Here is a 22,597-nt window from a genome sequence, read left to right on the forward strand (position 1 = left end):
GCTTAGAATCTCATTGGTCCACTGTTTTTATTACTGCGTTTTGCAGAATCATTTGAGGTATCTGAACCATCGGCAATAATGATTTGATCCCCTTGTTTTAAACCTCGTATTACTTGTGCAGTCACACGATTATTTAAACCAACTAAAATTTGTTGCGGTTTTGCTGTGCCATCTGCTTGTAATACACGAATGATTGCAACAGAAGCTTTGCCTTGATCAACCAATGCTTTTTCTTCTGCAGTGAGTTCTAAGCGTTGTGGGCGATTTGGATTTTTATCGCCTTTCTCTACATTAGCAGATGATTGATCAGATTTTTTTTGACCAGATTGCGCACCAGATCTGTTCGATGAAGCTTTACGATTTGAACTTTGTAATGCAGAAGAGGGAACAGTTAAGACATTGTTTACTTCATTTAAAATGATGTATACCTGAGCCGTCATATCGATGCGTAACTTGCCATCTTCATTTGGAACATCAAATAAAGCATTGTAATAAATTGCAGAACTTGAAGATGAGGACGAGTTACTGCTTGTATCTGTGTTAATGGATTCAGGTGCAGGTTCAACTTGATGCAAAGTCGCATAACGTTTTTTCTCACTATCACCAAGTGTCGTGAAATATACTTTTTGACCTTCTTGAACTTTCATGACATCTGCTTCAGAAATCTGAGCTTTAATAGTCATGGTGTCTAGTTTTGCTAATTTGACAATGGTTGGCGCACTTTGGTTGGCATTAACGGTTTGACCTTCTTCAGTCACAATCGCAACCACTGTTCCATCCATAGGTGCAACAATTTGGGTATAGCCTAAATCTTCTTTCGCAGTTGCTTGTGTTAAACGAGACTGCTCAATTTGTGCATTCATCGCAAGAATATCTGCTTGTGATGTTTTAAATGCAGCCAAAGCACTTTCATATTCAGCACGTGAAGTCGCATCTTGTGCATACATAATTTTTTGGCGGTTATATTCAGCTTCTGTTTTGGCTAAATTGGCTTGTTTCGTCGCCAGTTGAGCTTGTTGATTTTTAATACTGGCTTCGGTTGTCTTCAATTCATTTTCTTGTTTGACCGAATCAATTTGTGCAATCAGTTGACCTTGTTTTACCTGATCCCCCAATTTCACATACATTTTTTTGACCTGACCTGAAACCTGCGCACCTACGCTGACCATTTTGGTTGCTTCTAAGTCACCTGTTGCGAGTACAGAATCTTCAATATCACCACGAGTAACTTCTGCGGTGATGTATTGAGGTTGTTGATTTTTAGGTTTGAAAAAATACCAAGCTGCTGCAGCAATAAGTGCGAGACAGACCGCTATAATAATGGCTTTAGCCGGTTTTATTTTAGTCATAGTGAAAATTTAGAATGATATGAAAATTGATCAAATTATAATGATTAAATAAGGATAAAACGTGGATTTTTTTAAATAAAAATGAGAATTATTCTAAATTAGTATTCATTATGTTAAAAAGCAAAAAGTCTTTTCCCACAAAGCTCCGCAATACATTGCTGAATTAAATATTCAGGTTTTTCTTTGCTTAAACCTTTAATTGCGGCATCAACACGCAATAAAAGTTCCGGCCAATTTAAAAAAGCATGTGGATTTAATCGTCTAAGTGATTGTTGGTAAATAGAAATTTTATTTTTCCAAATACCGAGTTGTAAGGCATTTTGCGGTTGTTCATATAACTGCATCAAAAGACGCATTTCTTTACTGATCGTCCACAAAATCAAGCTATTGGGTTCTCCAGACTCTTCCAAATATTGGAAAATTTTAATCGATAAAGCCAGATTTCCTGAAATGAGCGCATCACTGAGATCAAAAGTGCTATAACGAGACTGATCTTGTAAACATTCTTGTAAATGTTCAATACCAATCAGTTTTTGATCTGAAAATGTATCTGCAACGCGCATCAAACTATTTTTAGCAGCTAATAAATTATGTTCATGATGCTGTTCGAGCCAGACCCATGCATCTTGATTGAGTTGAATGCCCAATTGATCTGCTTCATTGGATAAAATTCGTTGGCGATCTTGCGGATAGTTGGCTGTAAGTGGCACAACAACGCCATTTGCTTCAACAAGTTGGAAAAAACTAGATTTAAGACTATTTGAATCTTGCTTTGGCATAATCACCAAAAGCAAATTTTGTTCATTGTGTTGAATATAGTGCTTAAGTTGCTTTAACCCATTGGCATCAGGTTTGATATTACCATGTACTTCAATTGCGAGATTTTGTGAAAAAAGCGACAAGCTATTCAGGGCATTAAAGACCGTTTTCCAGTCTGAAACACTATTTAAATCATAGCGTTGTCGCTCAACTTCATGCTTTGTCCAACTTTTACGCAATGCATCTAAAACATTTTGCTCTAAAAGAGGTTCTTGACCATGTAAAATCCAAACGCCACGAGCTTCATCGACGCGTTTGAGTGCTTGTAAATAGTCAAGTTTCATAAAATATTATTGTGCTACAGGTTGAGTGGGGATGAATTTAGCTTTAGGTAAGCGATTGGCTGCAATTTGACGTGTCATTTGTTGTGCAATATCATCAATCAAAATCTGACTAAGATATTTATATTGCTGATCATCTGTATTTACGGTTGCAACATCATATTGATAACTACGAGAAGCCGTTAAAGTACGTGGCTCTGTGACTGGATTCCCTTGTCGATCTTCAATCTGGAATGTGACGGATAGACGCAATAAGGTTTCAACCAATTTACCATTCAACTCATGACGAACGGGTTTGTAATCGAGCACACGTAATACATATGCATCATTGGCATTGCTCAGTTGTACGCCAGCTGCAGTTAAATACACGCTGAGTTTTCTTTCTAGATCTTCAGTGTTTTGAGGAAGTTGCAGGTTTAATTTTGTATAAACCAAAGGCGTTGCTTGTACATTGGTTCCCTTTAAATGAAACCCACAGCCGACTAAGCCGGCACTTAAACCCAATGTTAATACAACCGCTGCAACACGTTGAACTAAGTGCATGCTTTATCCTCTTTGATATTCCAAAGTAATGGAATATTTAATCTTTATAAATTCACGATATTTTAGAATCAAAGCCCGTTGAATAACAACGGGCTTTGTTTGGGTTTTGTTTATTGCTTTAAATTCCCCTCTTTTAAAGAGGGGGCAGGGGAGATTCTCTAATAAAATCCCTCCATAGCTCCCTTTACAAAAGGGAGGCTTAAAAGCTTTTAAACCACCAAGTTAACTAATTTATTTGGAACAACAATTTCTTTCTTGGTTGGACCTGTTAAGAATTGTTGAACTTCTGGTAATGCTTTTGCCAATGCTAAAAGTTCATCTTTAGAGATATCAATAGCGACTTCTAACTTACCACGAAGTTTACCATTCACTTGAACCACGATGGTTTGCGTATTACGTGTTAATGCAGATTCATCAACAGATGGGAACAGTACCGAAGTCAAATCAATACCAAATTCAGTCAATAAAGTTTGACTTAAATGTGGTGCAAATGGAGCAAGTAAAGTTAACAGCGTGATGATTGATTCACGTGCTACAGCAACATCATTATCATCTTTCGATTCAAATTTATTGTTCGCATTTAACAATTCCATTAACGCAGCAATGGCTGTGTTGAATGCATGACGACGTTCGATGTCATCACCCACTTTTTGAATGGTTTCATGTGTTTTACGACGTAAATCTTGTGCTTCTGTAGAAAGTTTCGCTGTATCAATAGCAGATACATTGTTGCCTTTTTCAAGGAAACCAGTTGTTAAACGCCATACACGTTTTAAGAAACGATTTGAGCCTTCAACACCTGCGTCTGACCATTCAAGAGATTGATCGGGTGGAGCAGCAAACATCATGAATACACGGGCAGTATCTGCGCCGTATTGGTCAATAATCGCTTGCGGGTCGATACCGTTATTTTTCGATTTTGACATTTTTTCTTGACCGCCAACCACAACCTCTTGACCGTCACCTGTATATTTTGCAGAAAGAATACGACCTTTATCGTCTTTCTCAAGCTCAATGTCAGCAGGGTTAAACCAAGTTTTTTTACCAGAATCTGCTTCACGATAGAAGGTATCAGCAAGAACCATACCTTGTGTTAACAAGTTAGTGAATGGCTCGTTGCCTTGTACTACACCTTCATCACGCATCAATTTATGGAAGAAACGTGCATAAAGTAAATGTAGAATCGCATGCTCTACACCACCGATATACTGGTTAACAGGTAACCAAGATTTTGCAGCTTCAGGTTCAACTAAACCGCCTGTAAAATTTGGGGAAGCATAACGTGCATAATACCAAGATGACTCTACAAAAGTATCTAGAGTATCTGTTTCACGACGTGCATCGCCACCACAGCTTGGACATTTTATTTCATAAAATTCAGGCATTTTATTCAGTGGATTGCCTGAGCCATCTGGAACAACATCCGTTGGAAGAACAACAGGAAGTTGATCTTCTGGAACAGTGACTTGACCACATTTGTCGCAGTTGATCATTGGAATTGGACAACCCCAATAACGCTGACGAGATACGCCCCAGTCACGTAAACGGAATTGAACTTTAGAATGAGCAAGTTCAGTCGGTTCTAATTTTGCAAGGAATGCATCATAAGCAGCTTGTAAATCTAAACCGTCAAACTCACCTGAATTGACCAATTTACCTGCTTTCGAGCCATACCATTCTTGCCACTGAGTTGCATCAAAATCTGAATCATCAGCATTTTTCGCATCAATGACTTGCTTAATGGTCAATCCGAATTTATTGGCAAATTCAAAGTCACGTTCATCATGTGCAGGAACAGCCATCACTGCACCTGAGCCGTATGACATTAAGACATAGTTCGCAATCCAAACTGGAATTTCTTCACCAGTAACAGGGTGCTTAACCGATAATCCAGTCGTCATGCCTTTCTTCTCGGCAGTCGCAAGATCAGCTTCGGCAACTGACCCCATACGACATTCTTCAATAAAGGCTTTAAGTTTAGGATGACCAGCTGCTTCTTGAATTGCAGCAGCTTTAAGTGCTAGAGGATGTTCAGCAGCTACTGCAACATAAGTCACACCCATTAACGTGTCTGCACGGGTGGTAAATACGGTTAAATCATCTGCATAAATTTCAGGGTTCGCAGAAGGGAAGCTAATATCCATCCCTTGTGAGCGACCAATCCAGTTACGTTGCATGGTTAAGACTTGTTGTGGCCAACCATCTTTTAATGTATCTAAATCATCTAATAATTCTTGTGCATAATCGGTAATGCGGAAGTAGTACATTGGAATATCGCGTTTTTCGACCAATGCACCTGAACGCCAACCACGACCATTTTCAACTTGTTCATTTGCAAGAACAGTTTGGTCTACTGGATCCCAGTTTACCGTTGAAAGTTTACGATAAATTAGACCTTTCTTATAAAGTTGAACAAATAACCATTGTTCCCAGTGATAGTACTCTGGTGTACAAGTTGCAAACTCACGATCCCAATCGACAGAAAGCCCCAATTTTTTTAATTGATCACGCATATACGCGATATTTTCAAAGGTCCATTTTGCAGGAGCAACTTGATGGGCAATCGCAGCATTTTCTGCAGGAAGACCGAAAGCATCCCAACCCATTGGTTGTAGGACAGTGTCACCTTTGAGGCGGTGGAAACGGCTGATCACATCGCCAATGGTATAATTACGCACATGACCCATATGCAGTTTGCCACTTGGGTAAGGAAACATCGAGAGGATATAACGACGTGGACCTTCTACAGTGTCGGCAACTTTAAAAGATTTGCGATCTTCCCAGTCTTTCTGGACTTGAGGCTCAATCGCGCTAGCTTGATATTCAGGGTCTATATGGGTAGTCATAAACGTATTTGAGTGCAATGGTTAAAAAACTGTGCACACAGCATAGCGCAAAATCCATCAAAAAGTGAATTTTGCGCGCTTTAAAATCTGAAAAATTATTATCTTGTTCTTTAACTCAATAATTACTTAGCATCACTAGGTGGGGCTATTTGTTGTTGCTCGACTGGAACAGCATTCTGATGATTTTGACCAGATGTTGTATTTGTAGTAGCAGGAGTCGTTGTTGGTTGTGCAACAGTTGGTGTAGGGGCTGTTGTCGGTTCACCACGATAACCGTAGGTCTCTACTTTTTTAACACGTGCATTTTTGGGTGGTGGCGTAGATGTGTAATGTGTAGAACCTTTACTATCTACCCATTTGTAATATTGTTTGGCAAAACTTTGTGTAGATGCTGTGACGGCAACAGTGGATACGACAACAGCCATGAATGTTGTGTTGAACCATTTAAATTTGAGCATGATAAATACCTGAGATGGATATCATTTTGTGTTTGTTTTGATAAGGCTGAATCATTTTTGGCGGATGTTACCCATTAAAATCATTCAACTTCTTTTGCTGTTTGTATTTTATACGAAATTGATTCAATGAAAAGATTAATTCTAAAGAAAGGGATTTTTAAGTAAAAAAAGTAAGGCATAAAAATAAAATACATAAAAAAAAGTTATTAATATGCTAAAATATCGGACTGAAAATAATCAATAAAAGCCAGCTGGGCAGCTTGACTTTGTTCGCTAAAACTACAAAAATGCTTGCTTTAGTTTCAGATGTTTTATTCGATCACCCTTCGAATAACAATGTCATCGTAGGCAATAACGTTTTCTCTAAGCCGAGAAAATGATTGATACCGAAAAATGTTTATCCCAACATATTTCAGTGATTCATACAGCCTAAACGGCTGCATGACGATTTATTTTTTTTATTGCTACAAAAAACAGTTAAATATGTGTGCTATAACAATGCGCACAATCAATGAATGAAACATGGCATATGTCTCTCATATCGTCATGGAAAAAAGATTAGGGTGAATACGTTGGAACTTTTATCTGGTGGTGACATGCTAGTTCGCGCATTAGCGGACGAAGGCGTAGAACATGTTTTTGGATATCCAGGCGGCGCAGTATTACATATTTATGATGCGCTATTTAAACAAGATAAAATAAATCATTACCTTGTTCGTCATGAGCAAGCTGCTGGTCATATGGCAGATGCTTATTCACGCGTTACAGGTAAAACAGGTGTAGTACTGGTCACTTCTGGTCCAGGCGCAACAAATACCGTTACTCCAATTGCAACTGCATATATGGACTCAATCCCAATGGTGATTTTGTCTGGTCAGGTTGCGACACATCTTATTGGCGAAGATGCATTCCAAGAAACAGATATGATCGGTGTTTCTCGTCCTATCGTGAAACATAGTTTCCAAGTGCGTCATGCAAGTGAAATTCCAGCGATTATCAAAAAAGCATTTTATATTGCTGCTTCAGGTCGTCCAGGTCCTGTTGTAGTTGATATTCCAAAAGATGTAACGAATCCTATTGATAAATTTGCTTACGAATATCCTGAAAAAGTGAAGATGCGTTCTTATCAACCGCCTCATCGTGGTCATTCAGGTCAAATTCGTAAAGCGATTGATGAGTTGGTGAATGCGCAACGTCCTGTTATTTATACAGGTGGTGGTGTTGTTCAGGGCAATGCTTCTGAATTACTCACAGAATTGGCTCATCTTTTAAATTATCCAGTGACCAATACCTTAATGGGCTTAGGTGGTTTCCCTGGTGATGATGAACAGTTCATTGGTATGTTGGGCATGCACGGCACTTATGAAGCCAATATGACGATGCATAATGCAGACGTTATTTTGTGTGTCGGTGCGCGCTTCGATGACCGTGTAACCAATAATCCTGCGAAATTCTGTCCAAATGCGAAAGTTATTCACATCGACATTGACCCTGCAACGATTTCTAAAACCATTATGGCGCATATCCCAATCGTGGGCGCTGTTGAGCCTGTGTTGCAAGAAATGTTAGCGCAATTGAAACAAATAAATGTTTCTAAGCCTAACCCAGAAGCAATAGCAGCTTGGTGGTCGCAGATTAATGAGTGGCGCAAAGTACATGGCTTGCGTTATGAAGCGGGTGTTGATGGTGTGATGAAACCACAGCAAGTGGTTCAAGTATTAGATCGTATTACCAATAGTGAAGCGATTATTACTTCTGACGTTGGTCAGCATCAGATGTTTGGCGCGAATTACTATACCTATAAACGTCCTCGTCAATGGATCAATTCAGGTGGTCTCGGTACGATGGGCGTGGGCTTGCCATACGCAATGGCTGCAAAACTTGCATTCCCAGATCAACAAGTTGTTTGTATTACGGGTGAAGCATCAATTCAGATGTGTATCCAAGAGCTTTCGACCTGTAAGCAGTACGGTCTAAATGTTAAGATTTTATGCCTAAATAATCGTGCTTTAGGTATGGTTAAGCAGTGGCAAGACATGAATTATGAAGGACGTCATTCAAGTTCTTATGTAGATTCATTGCCAGATTTTGCCAAATTGATGGAAGCTTATGGTCATGTCGGTATTCAAATCGACCATGCTGATGAGCTTGAATCTAAGCTTCAGGAAGCAATGGATATTAATGATAAATGTGTATTTATCAATGTAATGGTTGACCGCTCAGAGCATGTATATCCAATGCTTATTGCAGGTCAATCTATGCAAGATATGTGGTTATCTAAAGGGGAGCGTACTAAATGAGACATATAATTTCTGTACTCGTTGAAAATGAAGCAGGTGCGCTTTCTCGTTTGGTGGGGTTGTTTTCTCAACGTGGTTATAACATTGAAACATTAAATGTTGCGCCAACTGAAGATGCAACCATGTCACGTTTAACACTGACGACATATGGTGATGACCATAAAATCGAACAAATTACCAAGCAGCTGAATAAGCTAGTTGAAGTGGTAAAAGTGGTTGATTTGTCTGAAGGTGCGCATATTGAACGTGAGTTAATGTTGATTAAAGTGAAAGCATTAGGTTCTGCGCGCGCTGAAATTAAGCGTACTGCGGATATCTTCCGTGCTCAAGTTGTCGACGTCACACCAACGACATATACCATTCAGATTGCTGGTACAACTGAAAAAATTGATGGCTTTATCGATGCACTTGCAGAAAACACAATCCTAGAGGTTGTACGTTCAGGTGTATCCGGTATTGCACGTGGTGAAAAAGTTCTATCCATTTAAATTAGAGTTTAATTTCTATTTATTTGATTTTTTATACCCTCAAATATAACCTCTCCTTGGAAATAGGAGAGGGACTTAGACTAGAAGATTTAAGTAATAATAAAATCTTTAGGATGAGAAGAGGAAATACAGCATTTTAGCGGAGACAGCAATGCAAATTTTTTATGATAAAGACACAGATATATCGATCATCCAAGGCAAAAAAGTAGCAATTATTGGTTATGGTTCACAAGGTCATGCGCATGCGCTTAACCTTAAAGATTCTGGCGTTGACGTAACTGTTGGCTTACGTGCAGGTTCTACTTCTTGGAAGAAAGCTGAAAATTCAGGTCTTAAAGTGTCTGAAGTTCCTGCTGCTGTTGCGCAAGCTGACGTTGTTATGATTTTGACTCCAGATGAGTTCCAATCACAACTTTATCGTGACGTTATTGAACCAAACATCAAGCAAGGCGCTACTTTAGCGTTTGCTCATGGTTTTTCTATTCTTTATAACCAAGTTGTTCCACGCGCTGACTTAGACGTAATCATGATCGCGCCTAAAGCACCTGGTCATACTGTACGTTCAGAATTCCAACGTGGTTCTGGTGTTCCAGATCTTATTGCTATTCATCAAGATGCTTCTGGTAATGCACGTAACGTAGCACTTTCTTATGCTTCTGGTGTGGGTGGTGGTCGTACAGGTATCATCGAAACTTCATTCCGTGAAGAAACTGAAACTGACCTATTTGGTGAGCAAGCAGTTCTTTGTGGTGGTGCTGTTGAATTAGTGAAAATGGGCTTCGAAACTTTGGTTGAAGCTGGTTATGCACCAGAAATGGCGTATTTCGAATGTTTACATGAGTTAAAACTTATCGTTGACTTGATGTTTGAAGGCGGTATTGCAGACATGAACTATTCAGTATCTAACAATGCTGAGTATGGCGAATATGTAACGGGTACTGAGGTGATTAACGAACAGTCTCGTGAAGCAATGCGTAATGCGCTTAAACGTATCCAATCTGGCGAATATGCGAAAATGTTCATTAACGAAGGTGCGTTAAACTATCCTTCTATGACTGCTCGTCGTCGTCAAAATGCTGAACATGGTATCGAAGTAACTGGTAACAAGTTACGCGGTATGATGCCTTGGATTCAAGCAAACAAAATCGTTGATAAAGAAAAGAACTAATCTTTAGTTTTCTTTTCAAAAACCCACTCTTTTGAGTGGGTTTTTTTATGATAGATTAGATATGGTTGAATATTATCGAATCTGGTACTAAATCATGAAAATCAAATTTCTTATCGCAATGATGACATTGTCACTTTCATGCTTTGGTTTTGCTGAGAGTACTCAAAATAATTCAGCTGAATCAAACGCTATACAGCCTTTAAATGATGTGCGTATTTCTATGCAGCGTATGTTGAGATCGAGTGAAGGGCGTTATTTCATGAGCTTGTATGCTGGAATTACTAATCCTCATGCCACATTGATTGATTTGATGGAAGGTTCTGTGGTTGAGTTCAGAGGTTCACAAAAAGGCGATCAATTAAGTCTAAATTCTGTACCTTCAGATCAAGAAACAACAAAAAATGATACATATCAGCTTTCTGCAACGCTCAATGCAAATAGCGGAATAATGAAAGGATTATTGACCTCTAAAGATGATACTTTTGGAAAGTCGGTACAGTTCGAACCAGCATTTAAAATTGCCAATAAACCTGTATTTGTCTTTAAGTTTTATGGTCAATATGATGTGAATAATACATATGGAAAGGCGTTAAAACGTGTTGATGTACTTAATAAAAATAATAATAGCGTGTTGCAGAGTTTGACAGGTTTTACTGCATATCCGAGTAGTATGGGCTATATGGATATTAATTTTGATGGGTATTATGATGTGATTTTATCAGACTTGTCACAAGGATATACCGTCGAAGATAAACGTTATATTTACTGGATGTATAACCCTAAAACTAATCTGTTTCAACGCTCCTCACAACTTGAAAAAATCATTGGATTCCCAAGTTTACATGGTGAAAAGCAACAAATAGATTTTGGTGATGGACAAATTTATCAGGTTGAAAATGGTTTATTGAATCGGTTGTAATAAAGACTTTATTTAATTATTTTAAATTAAAATGTTTAATGGGTTGCATTGTTTTTAAATAATGTGGCTTATTGTGTAATCCTTTTTTATTTATCATTAACTTTAATTAATTGGTTTTAAGTCTGTTTCATAATAATGAATCTCAATCTAGATACATTAAATTTCATGCTGAATTTAAAATTTACGTTTCAATTTGGAAGAGTTTTGGCTAGTTATAAGTCATTGTTTGATGATTGAGTTGAAATTAAAAAGATAGACCGTGTGAAAGTAAGTTGAATTTCATTAACTGAAATAGATATTGATTTTGAATTATTGCTATATTAAATATTATAATATTTATTTTTTTATATTGTTGAATTTTATTGACTAATTTTAAATTCTGGAGAATATTTTAGTTTTATGAATTTATTTTAGTTATATAAAGAATTTAGTCATTAGTCATACTTTATGAATCTCCAAATTTTAGATTTCCCTGTTTGAGTATTCTACAAATCAAATGAAGTTATATAATATTTTTTATAGTGTGATTTTATTGACACTTTTTTTTGGTTTTATTATGTTTTAATCAGTTTTTTTTATGAAGGAGATTTAGTGTTAAATATTATTTTTTAAATTATTTAATGGGAAATAATGAAAAGATAAAAAAAGCAATAGCTTGGGTTAAGTATATGCAATCAATAAAAACGGACAAAATATAATTTATAATCGTACTTGCTAATTATTTTTTATAAAAAATAGATTTTTTATATTTAAAGTTGAAGTGAATGTAATTTTATAAGATTTTTTTGTAAATGTTGTGTAGTCTTGTGTAATATTTATTTATGGATAAATAATTAAATTCTTATAAAAATAAATCAGATATTTTTTTAAATAGAACATACAAAATTTATACAAACAGAAGTAATTAGATAATAGTTTTTGTATAAAAAACGAACAATTTATTTAAGTGTAATAAAAACAATAATATTGTTGGTACTTGAAATTTAAATATCAATTTCTTGTAATTTTTTTAGTGAAAAGTTGTGTATTAATTCTTTTTGGAAAGTTAGTCCTATCATCTCTAAGCACTCACAAGAAATGTCATCAAACGTCAGGAATGTCAGTGTAAATCAATAAAAATGGAGAAATAATATGAATACATTAACCAAAACTTTACTAACCACGCTCGTCTTAGGAATGAGTTCAACAATAGCTTTTGCAGAAGAAAGTGCTACGGATACAGCTGGTAGGAATCCATCACCACCTACTACAAACAATGATTGTGGGCCCTGTGAAGGTATAATTAAGGTTTCACTTCAAGTTCCAAAAACATGTGAACTTAAAGTCAATACAAGTACTATTGCATTGGGTCAAGTAGGTACTACCAATAACTGGGCTGGTACTGGGAATTTTGCAGTCACTGCAAATGCTGATTATAAACTGACTATTGTTGCGCCATCTGTACTCAAACGGAATGGTACTGGAGCATCACTTCCTGTAAATGTTACTACATTACTTGGTTCGACTACGGTTACACCAACGTCGACATTTGGTTATCAATCTGCCCCTCGTACATTCACTGTTGATGCAAAAAGTAATAGTCTGAACGCTTCATCTTATCAAGAAGGTTCTTACACTGGTACTTATACTGTGGGTGTACTATTTTAAATTTTAATCAATTAAGTCATGAAAAAAATGTTGAGGTAGAGTTATCTAATAATTCTACCTCAAATTACTAAGAATATTTTTTACTTCTAATAATTACAATTCATGGTGGGAATATGATATGAACAAAATTTTACCTATTTTGTTGTTCGGATTGTATGCTATGCCTGCATTTGCTGGATTGAATTTTGACCCTGTACAAATGTATTTAAAAGAGAATTCAAGGCAAAGAAGTACAACAGTTACCATAATTAGTACTGAAGATCCCAAAGAAAGAATTTTTGAAATGTCAGCGGTTCAATGGACTCAAAATGAACAAGGTGAAGATGTTCATGTCCCTGATGACAATATTTTAATTAATCCTAAAAACGTTGTGATCAAACCTAACAGTAAGCAAATAGTACGTGTCGGTTTTACTCAGCCACTCATAAGTGATGAGTTGAAAATTGAAAAAACATGGCGAATTATTTTTAAAGAAGTCACCCCAGTGGTTGAAGAAACCGGTGTAACTTTCTTATTTAATGTATCAATTCCATTTTTTGTAGGGAAGCAAGAAAAAGCTGATTTAGCAATACAAGCGAAACAATCCAATAAAAACCTGATTCTGAATGTTAGGAATAATGCAAATTCACATATTCAAATTACTAAATTAGAAATTTTAGATGCAAATAAAAAAGAAATTGCTATTAAAAGTGAAATGAAATATTTGCTGAAAGGTCAAAACCATGATTTTGATATCGGCTCAGTGAATCTTGGTGATTTGAGCCAATATAAATTAATGATTTTCACTGATAAAAGCGACCTCCCTTTAGAAATGAAAATAAAGGGGTAATAGCATATGGATAAATTTAAACTCAGCATACTTCTTTGTGGAATACTTTCGAGTATTTATAGTTATGCTGATCAAAGCAACACACAAGCCATCCCCATCCAAGATCAAAATACGTCTTTGGTTAATCTATGGATTAATGGTGTTGATCGTGCAGTTGAAACATTGATGATTCAAAAAAATGGGCAAATCTATATTGAATGCAATGTTTTTAAAACATTGGATATTCAGGATAGTCATTTTGACCGAGATTCTACTAATAGTAATTATTGCTTAGTCAGCAAAGAGCCAAATAAGACGGAAATCGATTCAGGCTTGCAGGCCTTGAAATTGAATTTTCCCGCCGAATATTTTGCAGGATCAGACTATAACAAAAAAATAATGGCACCAGATAAAGCAGATTTCGGTGGTTTTTTAAATTATGAAACATTTTATGGTCAGGATAATACTAGTAAAGAATTTAGTGCTTTAGGTGAGTTGGGCGTATTTAGGGATTACTGGTTGTTCAATAATCAAATGCTTTATCGAAATACAGATACCGAGAGTAAAACCACACGCTTAAGCACAAGTTTTGATATCCGATTTCCTGAAAAATTTTTAAAAGTCACTGCGGGTGATAACACCAGTATTTTTAATTCATTATTAAGCTCCTATCGTTTTGGAGGGCTTAGTATTGGTTCTGACTTTACAGAGCGACCCGATTTTATTTATTGGAATGTACCGACGTTAAAAGGGAGTGCTGCATTACCGTCAACTGTTGATTTGTTTATCAATGGGATCAGTATGTATCAGCAAAAAGTTACACCAGGATATTATGCATTGCAATCTGGAGCCTCAATACAGCAAGGTGGGCAAGCTCAAATTGTGGTTGAAGATGTGCTTGGAAATCGGACTGTACAAAGCTTTCCAATTTATATTAACAATAGATTATTAAAAACAGGGTTGAATGAATATAATCTTTCATTAGGGAAAATGCGTTACAACTACGATGAAGATAGTAATGATTATAGAGAATTTTTTTCAAATTTATATTTTAGACGTGGTATCAACGAATCTACAACATTAGGAACAAATGTAGGATATAGCAAAAAAAACTCTAATTTAAGCTTTTTGTGGACTCAAGCACTGAGTAAATATGCATTGCTGGATTATTCTCTTACAGCAAGCAGAAGTGATAATGAAACAGGTTATTCAAACGCATTGTCATTAAGTAGGGATGCCACCTATTATTCTTTTGGTTTAATGTCTAAATTTAATGATCGGAAATTTAAAACTTTAGGTTATACAGATTATATTGATCTGACAAAAATGGATAACTTGGTTTATTTAAGTTTATTTAAAGTTCCTTTTTGGGATAGCTTAAATCTGAATTTTGTGGAAAGGAAATACTATCAAACAAGTCAAAGTAATAATAGAGACACTCAAATTATAAATGTTGGTTTTTTTAAAAATATAAATAATAAATCTACATTTTCTATGAGCTATTTTAAAAACTTAACTGCAGATAAAGATAATGGCTTTACTTTTTCATACTCATATAATTTTGATAATGCGAAAAGGTTATATATAGATCATGATACAAATGCTGATACGTCACGTTTGCGTTATGTGGAAAACAGTGTATTAGCCAAAAACTTTGACTATGTGCTGGGGGCTAATCGTTCTGGTTCTGATTATTCATATAATGCTTTTGGTTTATGGAAATCAGCTTATGGTGATTTGGCTGTGTCACATGATCAAGGCGAGCGTTACCATAATACCCAACTTGACTATCGTGGTGCTTTAGTCTTTTTAGATAATAAGTTTTCACTCACTAAATATGTAGATAATGCTTTCGCATTGGTTAAAGTTTCAGATTATAAAGATATTGATGTTACACGATCTTTATCACTGCTTGGTCGAACCAATGATAAAGGGTATATGTTTGTTCATGATATTACGCCATATGTTTACACAGATTTGGCATTTGATCAAAATCAATTACCAATCGAAGATGTATTTGAATACTCATCAAAACAGTTGGTTGCATTAAATCAGCGTGGTTATGTTATTAATTTCCCAATATATAAAACAAAAACAATTATTGTTAAATTGGTTGATGGAAATAATCAAATCTTTAAACAAGGTTCAATGGTATATGTTTCAAGTCAGGAAAATGAAAAATATCCAATTGATAGTGAAGGTAAAGTCTATTTGTATGGATTAAAACCTGATCAGTATGATCTTTTGATTAAAACTGAAGGAGGCGCAAGTTGTACCACACACTTAGATATCGTAAATACCACGCAAAAAAGTACAGATTCGCAACTATTTGATTTGGTATGTAAGTAAAAAGGAGAGCGGAAATGAGGAAAATAATATTTGGGATATTACTCTGTATCACAGCAATTAATCTTTATGCTAAGCCATATAAGGGATGCGGAGTAGATCGGATTACAGAAACGAATATGCAATTGGGTAATTATAAAGGTAGTCAAGTAGGTACGACAATTTTTATTAATTGTAATAGTGGTTATCATATTAAGTTTCAAAGTCGTAATTTAAGAAGCAGTCTTGGAGATAGTTTTTTACAAAATACGATTTACCCGAAATATAAGGTCAATACGCGCATGAGTATTAATAGTGGTGGTGGATCTTATGTGTGGGGGAGAAGTGTTAGTGGTATTACTGGATCTAATATAAAGTACTCTATCGCTGTGGAGTTGGCTGATTACTTAAATAGGAATTTACCCGCAGGTGATTATGAAGATACAATCTCAGTTAATATTGGTTTTTAAGTTGGTGGGAGCTGTATTTACATCACTTTAATTGAAAGTTAGGTATAAACTTTGGCTTCGCTTTATGCATCTGGTTATAGGGGGATATTTTTTAAAATACCGCCAAAAATAATCTGATTTAATAAAACTGTCATATAAAAATCATTAAAGTGTAAAAATCATCACTTAATCTACTTAAAAATAAAGAGATTAGGTCGTATGAATAAAACCTACGTAGATCGCTTGCAATACAGACAGCAAGATATACCTGAATATTTTAGATTTTATTTTAAACATAATAAGAAAAAAGCAATTGCCTTTGATATAGATTTGTTTCGTGACTTAAAAGAACCTCGTTTAAGAATCGCTATTGTGACTGAAACATGGGCACCTGAGATTAATGGTGTAGCACTTTCATTGTTACAATTATGCAAAGGTCTGCAAAGTCAAGGTCATAAAATTTTATTGATTCGCCCAAAGCAAAAGAAAAGCTGTTTGGAATTTCAACCCAATAAAGAATGCTTGGTTAATGGTCAATCTATACCTAAATATCCAGAGATGAAATTTGGATGGCCACAATATTTAAAAGTTTCTCAAGCAATTGAGGCTTTTTCTCCAGATGTTGTTCATATCGTAACGGAAGGTCCATTAGGTTTTACCGCACTGCATGCCGCAAAATCTAGGTGTATTCCTGTTTCAAGTGGTTTTCATTCACAATTTCAAGAGTTTAGTCGCTTCTTTGATTTAGCCTTTCTCGTCAAGCCAATCCAAAAATACTTAAAATGGTTTCACAATGCAACGCAACTTACATGTGTACCAAGTCGTGATACAGAGCTGGCTTTACGTGAGTTTGGCGTAACTTGCCCTTTGACCATTGTCGGTCGTGGGATAGATACACAACGTTTTTCATCACAACGTTATTCTGCAAAGCTTAGACAGCAATGGGGTGCAGATGAAGATACAACGGTATTATTGTATGTGGGGCGGCTGTCGTCTGAAAAAGAAATTAATGTGCTGATTGATGCTTTTAGTGAACTTAGGAACTCGACACAGCGTAAAGTGAAATTGGTATTAGTTGGCGATGGGCCAGATCGTGCACGTTTAGAAAAAATGCAAGGTGCTGATCATATAATCTTCATGGGAAGCTTAAGTGGCATACAACTTGCCGAAGCTTATGCGAGTGCTAATGTTTTTGTTTTTGCAAGTCAGGTAGAAACCTTTGGGAATGTCGTGCTAGAAGCAATGGCAAGTGGTCTAGCTATTATTGCTTATGATTATGCATGTGCTCAATTACATGTCAAACATCAACAAACAGGTTGGTTGTGTCCAATCGGGAATATTAAACAACTCACCCTACATATATTAGAAATCCCTGATAACGCAACACTAAGGTCTATGGGGCAACAGGCAATGCATGATGTGCAAACTATCGGGTGGCAACAACCAGTTCAACAATTTGAACAAGCACTTTATCGGGTCAAGCAGGATTCAAAACTGCTGACTTAGTTCATCTCTAGCAAAAGGAGAGTGAAAATGAATTTTAAAAATACCAAAATAAAAATGCTCGATCTCGACCTGAAAGGTTGCTTGTATCTCAACCACTTATCACATACTCAAAGTATTGCATCCTTTTTTAAAGTTATTAGTCGCCTAGGTGATGGCACTTTTTGGTATGTGATGCTCGTACTGGTTTGGTTGCAAATGGGCTGGGCATTTGGCTTGCAACTTCTATATGTCGTCATTACAGGTTCACTAGGTACGGGCATCTATAAGTTTTTAAAGCAAAAAACAGTACGACCACGACCGTATCAAGTTCATCAAGTGATTATTCTTGGTGAGCGACCATTGGATCATTTTAGTTTTCCTTCTGGTCATACCTTACATGCGGTGATGGCGACCATCGTCTTTGGTTATATTCAGCCAATTTTATTGATCATTATGCTGCCTTTTACTCTCTTGGTTGCTCTATCTCGGATGGTTTTAGGTCTGCATTATCCAAGCGATGTTATTGTTGGTGCATTGATTGGTTCAACTGTGGCAAGTGTGATTATTTTAACTGCACCGATCTTTGGAGTAGCTTTATAATGTTTTATATTTTCATGATTTATCAGTTATTAAATAAAGAATCTGATGAAGTTTTACATCAGGGTTTTAATTTTGAGTAATGAATCAAAATCCATCAAACATGTTTATCTAAATTCAAAATAATTGAAGATTGCAATGGTGATCAAACCTTAGATTAGATATTGTGAAACGTTGATGCTTTAAATCAGGTCCGTATTTAAATTAGGTCATCGTTCAGAATGAATGATTTCTGAATGGGTTGAGATTTGATACAGTAGTCTGATCAAATACAAGTAAGGACGACCTAAATGGGTTTACGTTGGACAGATACCATTGATATTGCAATTGAACTCACAGAAGCGCATCCGGATGTGGATCCACAATGGATACGTTTTACTGACTTACATGCGTGGGTTTGCGCCTTGCCTGAATTTAGTGATGATCCAACAAAATCGACGGAAGGCTTGCTTGAAGGGATTCAAATGGCTTGGATGGATGAAGCAAATTAATTAATTTTGCGACAATCCATCTAAAAATTCATATTATTTACATATCAAAATCGGAAAATTGCTCATTCTTCGGTATAATGCGGCAAAATTTTCGTGTCAAATTGACTTAAGGAGCCAATCATGGCTATTGAACGTACTTTATCTATCGTAAAACCAGACGCAGTTGCTAAAAACAACATCGGTGACATTTTTGCACGTTTTGAAAAAGCGGGACTTAAAATCGTTGCGACTAAAATGAAACAACTTTCTAAAGCTGAAGCTGAAGGTTTTTATGCTGAACATAAAGAACGTGGTTTCTTTGCTGACCTAGTTGCATTCATGATTTCTGGTCCAGTTGTAGTATCTGTTCTTGAAGGCGAAAACGCTGTTCTTGCTCACCGTGATATTCTTGGCGCTACAAATCCTAAAGAAGCTGCTCCTGGTACAATTCGTGCAGATTTCGCTGTAAGCATCGACGAAAATGCTGCTCATGGTTCTGACTCTGTAGCTTCTGCTGACCGTGAAGTTAACTACTTCTTCGCTCAAACTGAAGTTTGCCCACGTACTCGCTAATTGCTAGTACATAGGGTCTGTCATACTTGTAAATCACGCTGTGATTTATAAATTGATAACAGACCCTAAACCAGATAGGTGTTATACTACTTATCTGGTTTTTTTATTTCCAAAAGATTTTATTGTTCAAATATTGAGCAAATTGTTTTATCCCATGACATGATTTAGGTAATACACATGAATTCTGAAGTTGTCGCTTCATCGACTATGCAAGATGAACAGCAGCATGCACCATCAAAATCTGTAGAGACAACGTCTGTACAGAAAGTGAATTTACTTGGCATGTCACGTCCGCAATTGGAAAAATTCTTCGAAGATATGGGGGAGAAAAAATTCCGTGCAGGACAGGTGATGAAATGGATTCATCAGTTTTTTGTGACTGATTTTGCGGAAATGAGCAATATTTCTGGAAAATTGCGTGAAAAATTAGAAAGAATTTGTGAGGTTAAAGCGCCTGAAGTCGTGCATAAAAACTACTCTAAAGACGGTACTCGTAAATGGGTATTCCGTGTTGGTGAGGGTGCAGGTTCTTTGGTGGAAACAGTACTGATTCCTGCCGAACATCGTTCTGGATTACGTCGAACTTTATGTATTTCCTCGCAAGTGGGTTGTGCGCTTGACTGTTCATTCTGCTCAACTGGGAAACAAGGTTTTCAACGTGATTTAACGCCAGATGAAATCATTGGGCAGTTGTGGGTCGCAAACTATTCTTATATGGAAGAAGTGCCTGTTGCAGAGCGTGAACGCTCGGTGACCAATGTGGTAATGATGGGTATGGGCGAACCATTGTTGAACTATGATGCTGTTTTAAGTTCAATGCGCATCATGCTTGATGATTTTGCGTATGGTATGTCTAAACGTCGTGTGACATTGTCAACCTCTGGTATTGTGCCGAAAATTGATCAACTGGTGAAAGATATTGATGTTGCATTGGCAATTTCTCTACATGCACCAAATGATGAATTGCGTAACGAACTTGTGCCAATCAATAAAAAATATCCGTTAGCACAATTGATCGCAGCATGTCAGCGTTATATTAATAAAAATGGCAATGAAAGTTCACGTAAACATGTGACGATAGAATATGTGATGTTAGATGGTGTGAATGATCACCCAGAACATGCACAACAAATGATTAAGCTGTTGAAAAATTTACCAAGTAAAATTAATTTAATTCCATTTAACCCATTTCCACATGCGCCTTATGATCGCTCAAGTCGAAATCGTATTATTTCTTTCCAAAAAACTTTGTCTGATGCTGGTTTTGTGTGTACGATTCGTCAGACGCGTGGTGATGATATCGATGCAGCTTGTGGTCAATTGGTGGGGCAAGTGGCAGATAGAACACGTCGTGCAGAGCAATGGAAGAAAAAAGTTGCAGAGCGTAATGAAATCATACGTTCGGATGGCTAATGTATTGATTTAAAAATCGACTAAACGGAATATTGGGGGCAAGCTTTGAGAAAATCGGTGTATTCAAAAGCAATTGCAGTTGTAGTAATCGGTCTATCTATGTTGGTTGTACAGGGGTGTCAAACCACTGGTGAAGATACAATTACAAAAAAAGACCCTGAAAAAGCTGTAAAAGTACGTACCCAACTTGCTGCTGAATATATCCGTACAGGTGATCTGGATGCTGCAAAGCGTTCTTTAGATCAAGCACTCGAAGCTGATTCGCGTGACTCAACAGCCAATATGATGATGGGTGTTTTACTGCAACAAGAAGGCAGTAAGATCAGCTTGGAAAAAGCAGACCATTATTTTAAACGTGCGATTTCCAGTGACTCAAAAAATGCACAGGCTCGTAATAATTATGGAACATATTTATTTGTTACAGAACGCTATAATGAAGCCATCGAACAGCTTAATATTGCTGGGACTACTTTAGGGTATGATCAGCGTTATAAAGCTTTAGAGAATTTAGGTCGGGTTTATTTGAAAGTAGGCGATGTTGCAAATGCGGAAAAAGCATTTAAACAAGCTTTACAAGTGAATCGCGATTCAATCATTTCTTTGATAGAGTTGTCTGAGCTTTTTTATTTGCAGCAAAAAAATGCACAAGCAAGTCAACTTTATGAACAATATGTTCGTTTAGTTGGTCAGAACAACCAAGGTGCACGCGCACTTTGGATTGGTTTACGTATTGCACGTGCCAAAAATGACCCAATGGGGATGCAAGTATTGGTCAATCAACTCCGTGCTTTATTCCCAGAAAGTAAAGAATATCAACGTTATCTGCAATTACAGTACAGTACTGAGGCCGTATGGAAGTAAATCCTAATTCACAGCAACCTACAGGTTCAAACGTAGCATCGAATGGTTTAGGAAATGTTCAACGTCCAGGTGAGTATTTGCGTCAAATTCGAGTTTCTAAAAACCTTGATTTACTGGATGCTGCTAAAGAGTTGAAAATGCCTGTGAAAACTTTACAGGCATTGGAAAAAGATGAATATACATCTTTGCCAGAAGCAACATTTATCAAAGGTTATTATCGTTCTTATGCAAAATATTTGAATGTTGATGCAACTGCAATCATTCAGCGTTTCGATGAGATTTACCAAAATGACACGGGTCTTTTGCCAAATCATGCATTGAACAATTCTCCAATTAAAATTATGGGGAAACTTCCTGGTTCTAAAAGTGATCGCAATAGAAAATGGTTAAAGCGTATTTTAATCACCATTATTGCCGTCGTTGTTATTTGGTTGGCGATTGCAGGGATTCAAAAATTCACATCAAGTAAAAATACGGATGCAGATGTTAAACCACAAGAATCGGATGTAGAAGTTTTGAATTTGAATAATTTGACTTCAACGTCTGGAGACCAGATGGTTTTAAACTTTAGTCATCCAACTTCTGTGCATATTGTTGATAGCACAGGTAAAGTCTTGGCAACAGGTCGTCAATCTGCAACTTTGACGATGAGTGGACAATCACCATTTCAAATTCGTCTTGATGATGCAACAGCTGTGTCATTAAGTCTTAATAATGAACAGATTTCATTGTCTCCATATACAGTGAATGGAAGAGCCGAATTCCGTTTATCACGTTAATGGATCAAGAGTAGACAAG

Annotated in this window: 20 protein-coding genes; 15 read left to right on the forward strand and 5 right to left on the reverse strand. The window is 36.5% G+C overall.

Features of this window, described 5'->3' with window-relative positions; genetic code table 11:
* Positions 1-2: 2 nt before the first annotated feature.
* From ACG94X_RS08725 to ACG94X_RS08745, 5 genes are all read right to left on the reverse strand, one after another.
* Entirely contained in the window at positions 3-1,349 is a 1,347-nt protein-coding gene (locus tag ACG94X_RS08725; RefSeq protein WP_419383332.1) for a MacA family efflux pump subunit, read from the reverse strand.
* Positions 1,350-1,462: 113 nt separating this feature from the next.
* Complete coding sequence (holA, locus tag ACG94X_RS08730) at positions 1,463-2,452, reverse strand: DNA polymerase III subunit delta (RefSeq protein WP_419383333.1); 990 nt, start codon at positions 2,450-2,452, stop codon at positions 1,463-1,465.
* Positions 2,453-2,458: 6 nt separating this feature from the next.
* A complete protein-coding gene (locus ACG94X_RS08735) occupies positions 2,459-2,992 on the reverse strand; it encodes an LPS-assembly lipoprotein LptE (protein ID WP_419383334.1) in 534 nt (177 codons plus the stop codon).
* Between the two features lie 209 nt (positions 2,993-3,201).
* Entirely contained in the window at positions 3,202-5,838 is a 2,637-nt protein-coding gene (gene leuS / locus ACG94X_RS08740; protein WP_419383335.1) for a leucine--tRNA ligase, read from the reverse strand.
* Between the two features lie 122 nt (positions 5,839-5,960).
* Positions 5,961-6,296: a DUF4124 domain-containing protein gene (locus ACG94X_RS08745; protein WP_419383336.1), complete on the reverse strand. Its 336-nt coding sequence runs from the start codon at positions 6,294-6,296 to the stop codon at positions 5,961-5,963.
* A gap of 572 nt (positions 6,297-6,868) precedes the next feature.
* Between ACG94X_RS08745 and ACG94X_RS08750 the strand changes: the two genes are divergently transcribed.
* From ACG94X_RS08750 to ACG94X_RS08820, 15 genes are all read left to right on the forward strand, one after another.
* The gene (locus ACG94X_RS08750) at positions 6,869-8,596 is read left to right on the forward strand and encodes an acetolactate synthase 3 large subunit (protein WP_419383337.1); all 1,728 of its coding nucleotides are present in this window, start codon (positions 6,869-6,871) and stop codon (positions 8,594-8,596) included.
* Positions 8,593-9,084, forward strand: coding sequence for an acetolactate synthase small subunit (ilvN, locus tag ACG94X_RS08755; RefSeq protein ID WP_419383338.1), 492 nt, complete (start codon positions 8,593-8,595; stop codon positions 9,082-9,084). Before ACG94X_RS08750 ends, ilvN begins: the two co-directional genes overlap by 4 nt.
* Positions 9,085-9,235: 151 nt before the next feature.
* Positions 9,236-10,252, forward strand: a complete 1,017-nt coding sequence (gene ilvC, locus ACG94X_RS08760; RefSeq protein ID WP_419383339.1) for a ketol-acid reductoisomerase — start codon at positions 9,236-9,238, stop codon at positions 10,250-10,252.
* Between the two features lie 94 nt (positions 10,253-10,346).
* On the forward strand, positions 10,347-11,171 hold the full coding sequence (locus ACG94X_RS08765) for an XAC2610-related protein (RefSeq protein ID WP_419383340.1): 825 nt from the start codon (positions 10,347-10,349) through the stop codon (positions 11,169-11,171).
* Positions 11,172-12,302: 1,131 nt separating this feature from the next.
* Positions 12,303-12,818 carry a hypothetical protein gene (locus ACG94X_RS08770; RefSeq protein ID WP_419383341.1) on the forward strand — a complete coding sequence of 172 codons (516 nt, stop codon included), beginning with the start codon at positions 12,303-12,305 and terminating at the stop codon, positions 12,816-12,818.
* A gap of 118 nt (positions 12,819-12,936) precedes the next feature.
* Complete coding sequence (locus tag ACG94X_RS08775; protein ID WP_419383342.1) at positions 12,937-13,647, forward strand: fimbrial biogenesis chaperone; 711 nt, start codon at positions 12,937-12,939, stop codon at positions 13,645-13,647.
* Between the two features lie 6 nt (positions 13,648-13,653).
* Positions 13,654-15,975, forward strand: a complete 2,322-nt coding sequence (locus ACG94X_RS08780) for a fimbria/pilus outer membrane usher protein (RefSeq protein WP_419383343.1) — start codon at positions 13,654-13,656, stop codon at positions 15,973-15,975.
* 14 nt (positions 15,976-15,989) lie between these two features.
* Positions 15,990-16,421, forward strand: coding sequence for a spore coat protein U domain-containing protein (locus tag ACG94X_RS08785; protein ID WP_419383344.1), 432 nt, complete (start codon positions 15,990-15,992; stop codon positions 16,419-16,421).
* Positions 16,422-16,619: 198 nt separating this feature from the next.
* Positions 16,620-17,906, forward strand: coding sequence for a glycosyltransferase family 4 protein (locus ACG94X_RS08790; protein WP_419383345.1), 1,287 nt, complete (start codon positions 16,620-16,622; stop codon positions 17,904-17,906).
* Positions 17,907-17,933: 27 nt separating this feature from the next.
* Positions 17,934-18,485 (forward strand): phosphatase PAP2 family protein, encoded by a 552-nt coding sequence (locus tag ACG94X_RS08795; protein ID WP_419383346.1) that lies wholly within the window; start codon positions 17,934-17,936, stop codon positions 18,483-18,485.
* Positions 18,486-18,772: 287 nt separating this feature from the next.
* Entirely contained in the window at positions 18,773-18,973 is a 201-nt protein-coding gene (iscX, locus tag ACG94X_RS08800; RefSeq protein ID WP_419383347.1) for a Fe-S cluster assembly protein IscX, read from the forward strand.
* 120 nt (positions 18,974-19,093) lie between these two features.
* Positions 19,094-19,525 (forward strand): nucleoside-diphosphate kinase, encoded by a 432-nt coding sequence (ndk, locus tag ACG94X_RS08805; protein ID WP_419383348.1) that lies wholly within the window; start codon positions 19,094-19,096, stop codon positions 19,523-19,525.
* 177 nt (positions 19,526-19,702) lie between these two features.
* On the forward strand, positions 19,703-20,938 hold the full coding sequence (gene rlmN, locus ACG94X_RS08810; protein ID WP_419383349.1) for a dual-specificity RNA methyltransferase RlmN: 1,236 nt from the start codon (positions 19,703-19,705) through the stop codon (positions 20,936-20,938).
* A gap of 99 nt (positions 20,939-21,037) precedes the next feature.
* Complete coding sequence (gene pilW, locus ACG94X_RS08815) at positions 21,038-21,799, forward strand: type IV pilus biogenesis/stability protein PilW (protein ID WP_419383369.1); 762 nt, start codon at positions 21,038-21,040, stop codon at positions 21,797-21,799.
* Positions 21,790-22,578 carry a helix-turn-helix domain-containing protein gene (locus tag ACG94X_RS08820; RefSeq protein WP_419383350.1) on the forward strand — a complete coding sequence of 263 codons (789 nt, stop codon included), beginning with the start codon at positions 21,790-21,792 and terminating at the stop codon, positions 22,576-22,578. Before pilW ends, ACG94X_RS08820 begins: the two co-directional genes overlap by 10 nt.
* The last annotated feature ends 19 nt before the right edge of the window (positions 22,579-22,597 follow it).

Source organism: Acinetobacter psychrotolerans (genome assembly GCF_048552595.1).
Taxonomy (GTDB): Bacteria; Pseudomonadota; Gammaproteobacteria; order Pseudomonadales; family Moraxellaceae; genus Acinetobacter.

Bases quoted from the DNA above. Each gene is read 5' to 3' on its own strand.
- ACG94X_RS08725 (WP_419383332.1), bottom strand. From the start codon at position 1,349: ATGACTAAAATAAAACCGGCTAAAGCCATTATTATAGCGGTCTGTCTC.
- holA (WP_419383333.1), bottom strand. From the start codon at position 2,452: ATGAAACTTGACTATTTACAAGCACTCAAACGCGTCGATGAAGCTCGT.
- ACG94X_RS08735 (WP_419383334.1), bottom strand. From the start codon at position 2,992: ATGCACTTAGTTCAACGTGTTGCAGCGGTTGTATTAACATTGGGTTTA.
- leuS (WP_419383335.1), bottom strand. From the start codon at position 5,838: ATGACTACCCATATAGACCCTGAATATCAAGCTAGCGCGATTGAGCCT.
- ACG94X_RS08745 (WP_419383336.1), bottom strand. From the start codon at position 6,296: ATGCTCAAATTTAAATGGTTCAACACAACATTCATGGCTGTTGTCGTA.
- ilvN (WP_419383338.1), top strand. From the start codon at position 8,593: ATGAGACATATAATTTCTGTACTCGTTGAAAATGAAGCAGGTGCGCTT.
- ilvC (WP_419383339.1), top strand. From the start codon at position 9,236: ATGCAAATTTTTTATGATAAAGACACAGATATATCGATCATCCAAGGC.
- ACG94X_RS08765 (WP_419383340.1), top strand. From the start codon at position 10,347: ATGAAAATCAAATTTCTTATCGCAATGATGACATTGTCACTTTCATGC.
- ACG94X_RS08770 (WP_419383341.1), top strand. From the start codon at position 12,303: ATGAATACATTAACCAAAACTTTACTAACCACGCTCGTCTTAGGAATG.
- ACG94X_RS08775 (WP_419383342.1), top strand. From the start codon at position 12,937: ATGAACAAAATTTTACCTATTTTGTTGTTCGGATTGTATGCTATGCCT.
- ACG94X_RS08780 (WP_419383343.1), top strand. From the start codon at position 13,654: ATGGATAAATTTAAACTCAGCATACTTCTTTGTGGAATACTTTCGAGT.
- ACG94X_RS08785 (WP_419383344.1), top strand. From the start codon at position 15,990: ATGAGGAAAATAATATTTGGGATATTACTCTGTATCACAGCAATTAAT.
- ACG94X_RS08790 (WP_419383345.1), top strand. From the start codon at position 16,620: ATGAATAAAACCTACGTAGATCGCTTGCAATACAGACAGCAAGATATA.
- ACG94X_RS08795 (WP_419383346.1), top strand. From the start codon at position 17,934: ATGAATTTTAAAAATACCAAAATAAAAATGCTCGATCTCGACCTGAAA.
- iscX (WP_419383347.1), top strand. From the start codon at position 18,773: ATGGGTTTACGTTGGACAGATACCATTGATATTGCAATTGAACTCACA.
- ndk (WP_419383348.1), top strand. From the start codon at position 19,094: ATGGCTATTGAACGTACTTTATCTATCGTAAAACCAGACGCAGTTGCT.
- rlmN (WP_419383349.1), top strand. From the start codon at position 19,703: ATGAATTCTGAAGTTGTCGCTTCATCGACTATGCAAGATGAACAGCAG.
- pilW (WP_419383369.1), top strand. From the start codon at position 21,038: ATGTTGGTTGTACAGGGGTGTCAAACCACTGGTGAAGATACAATTACA.
- ACG94X_RS08820 (WP_419383350.1), top strand. From the start codon at position 21,790: ATGGAAGTAAATCCTAATTCACAGCAACCTACAGGTTCAAACGTAGCA.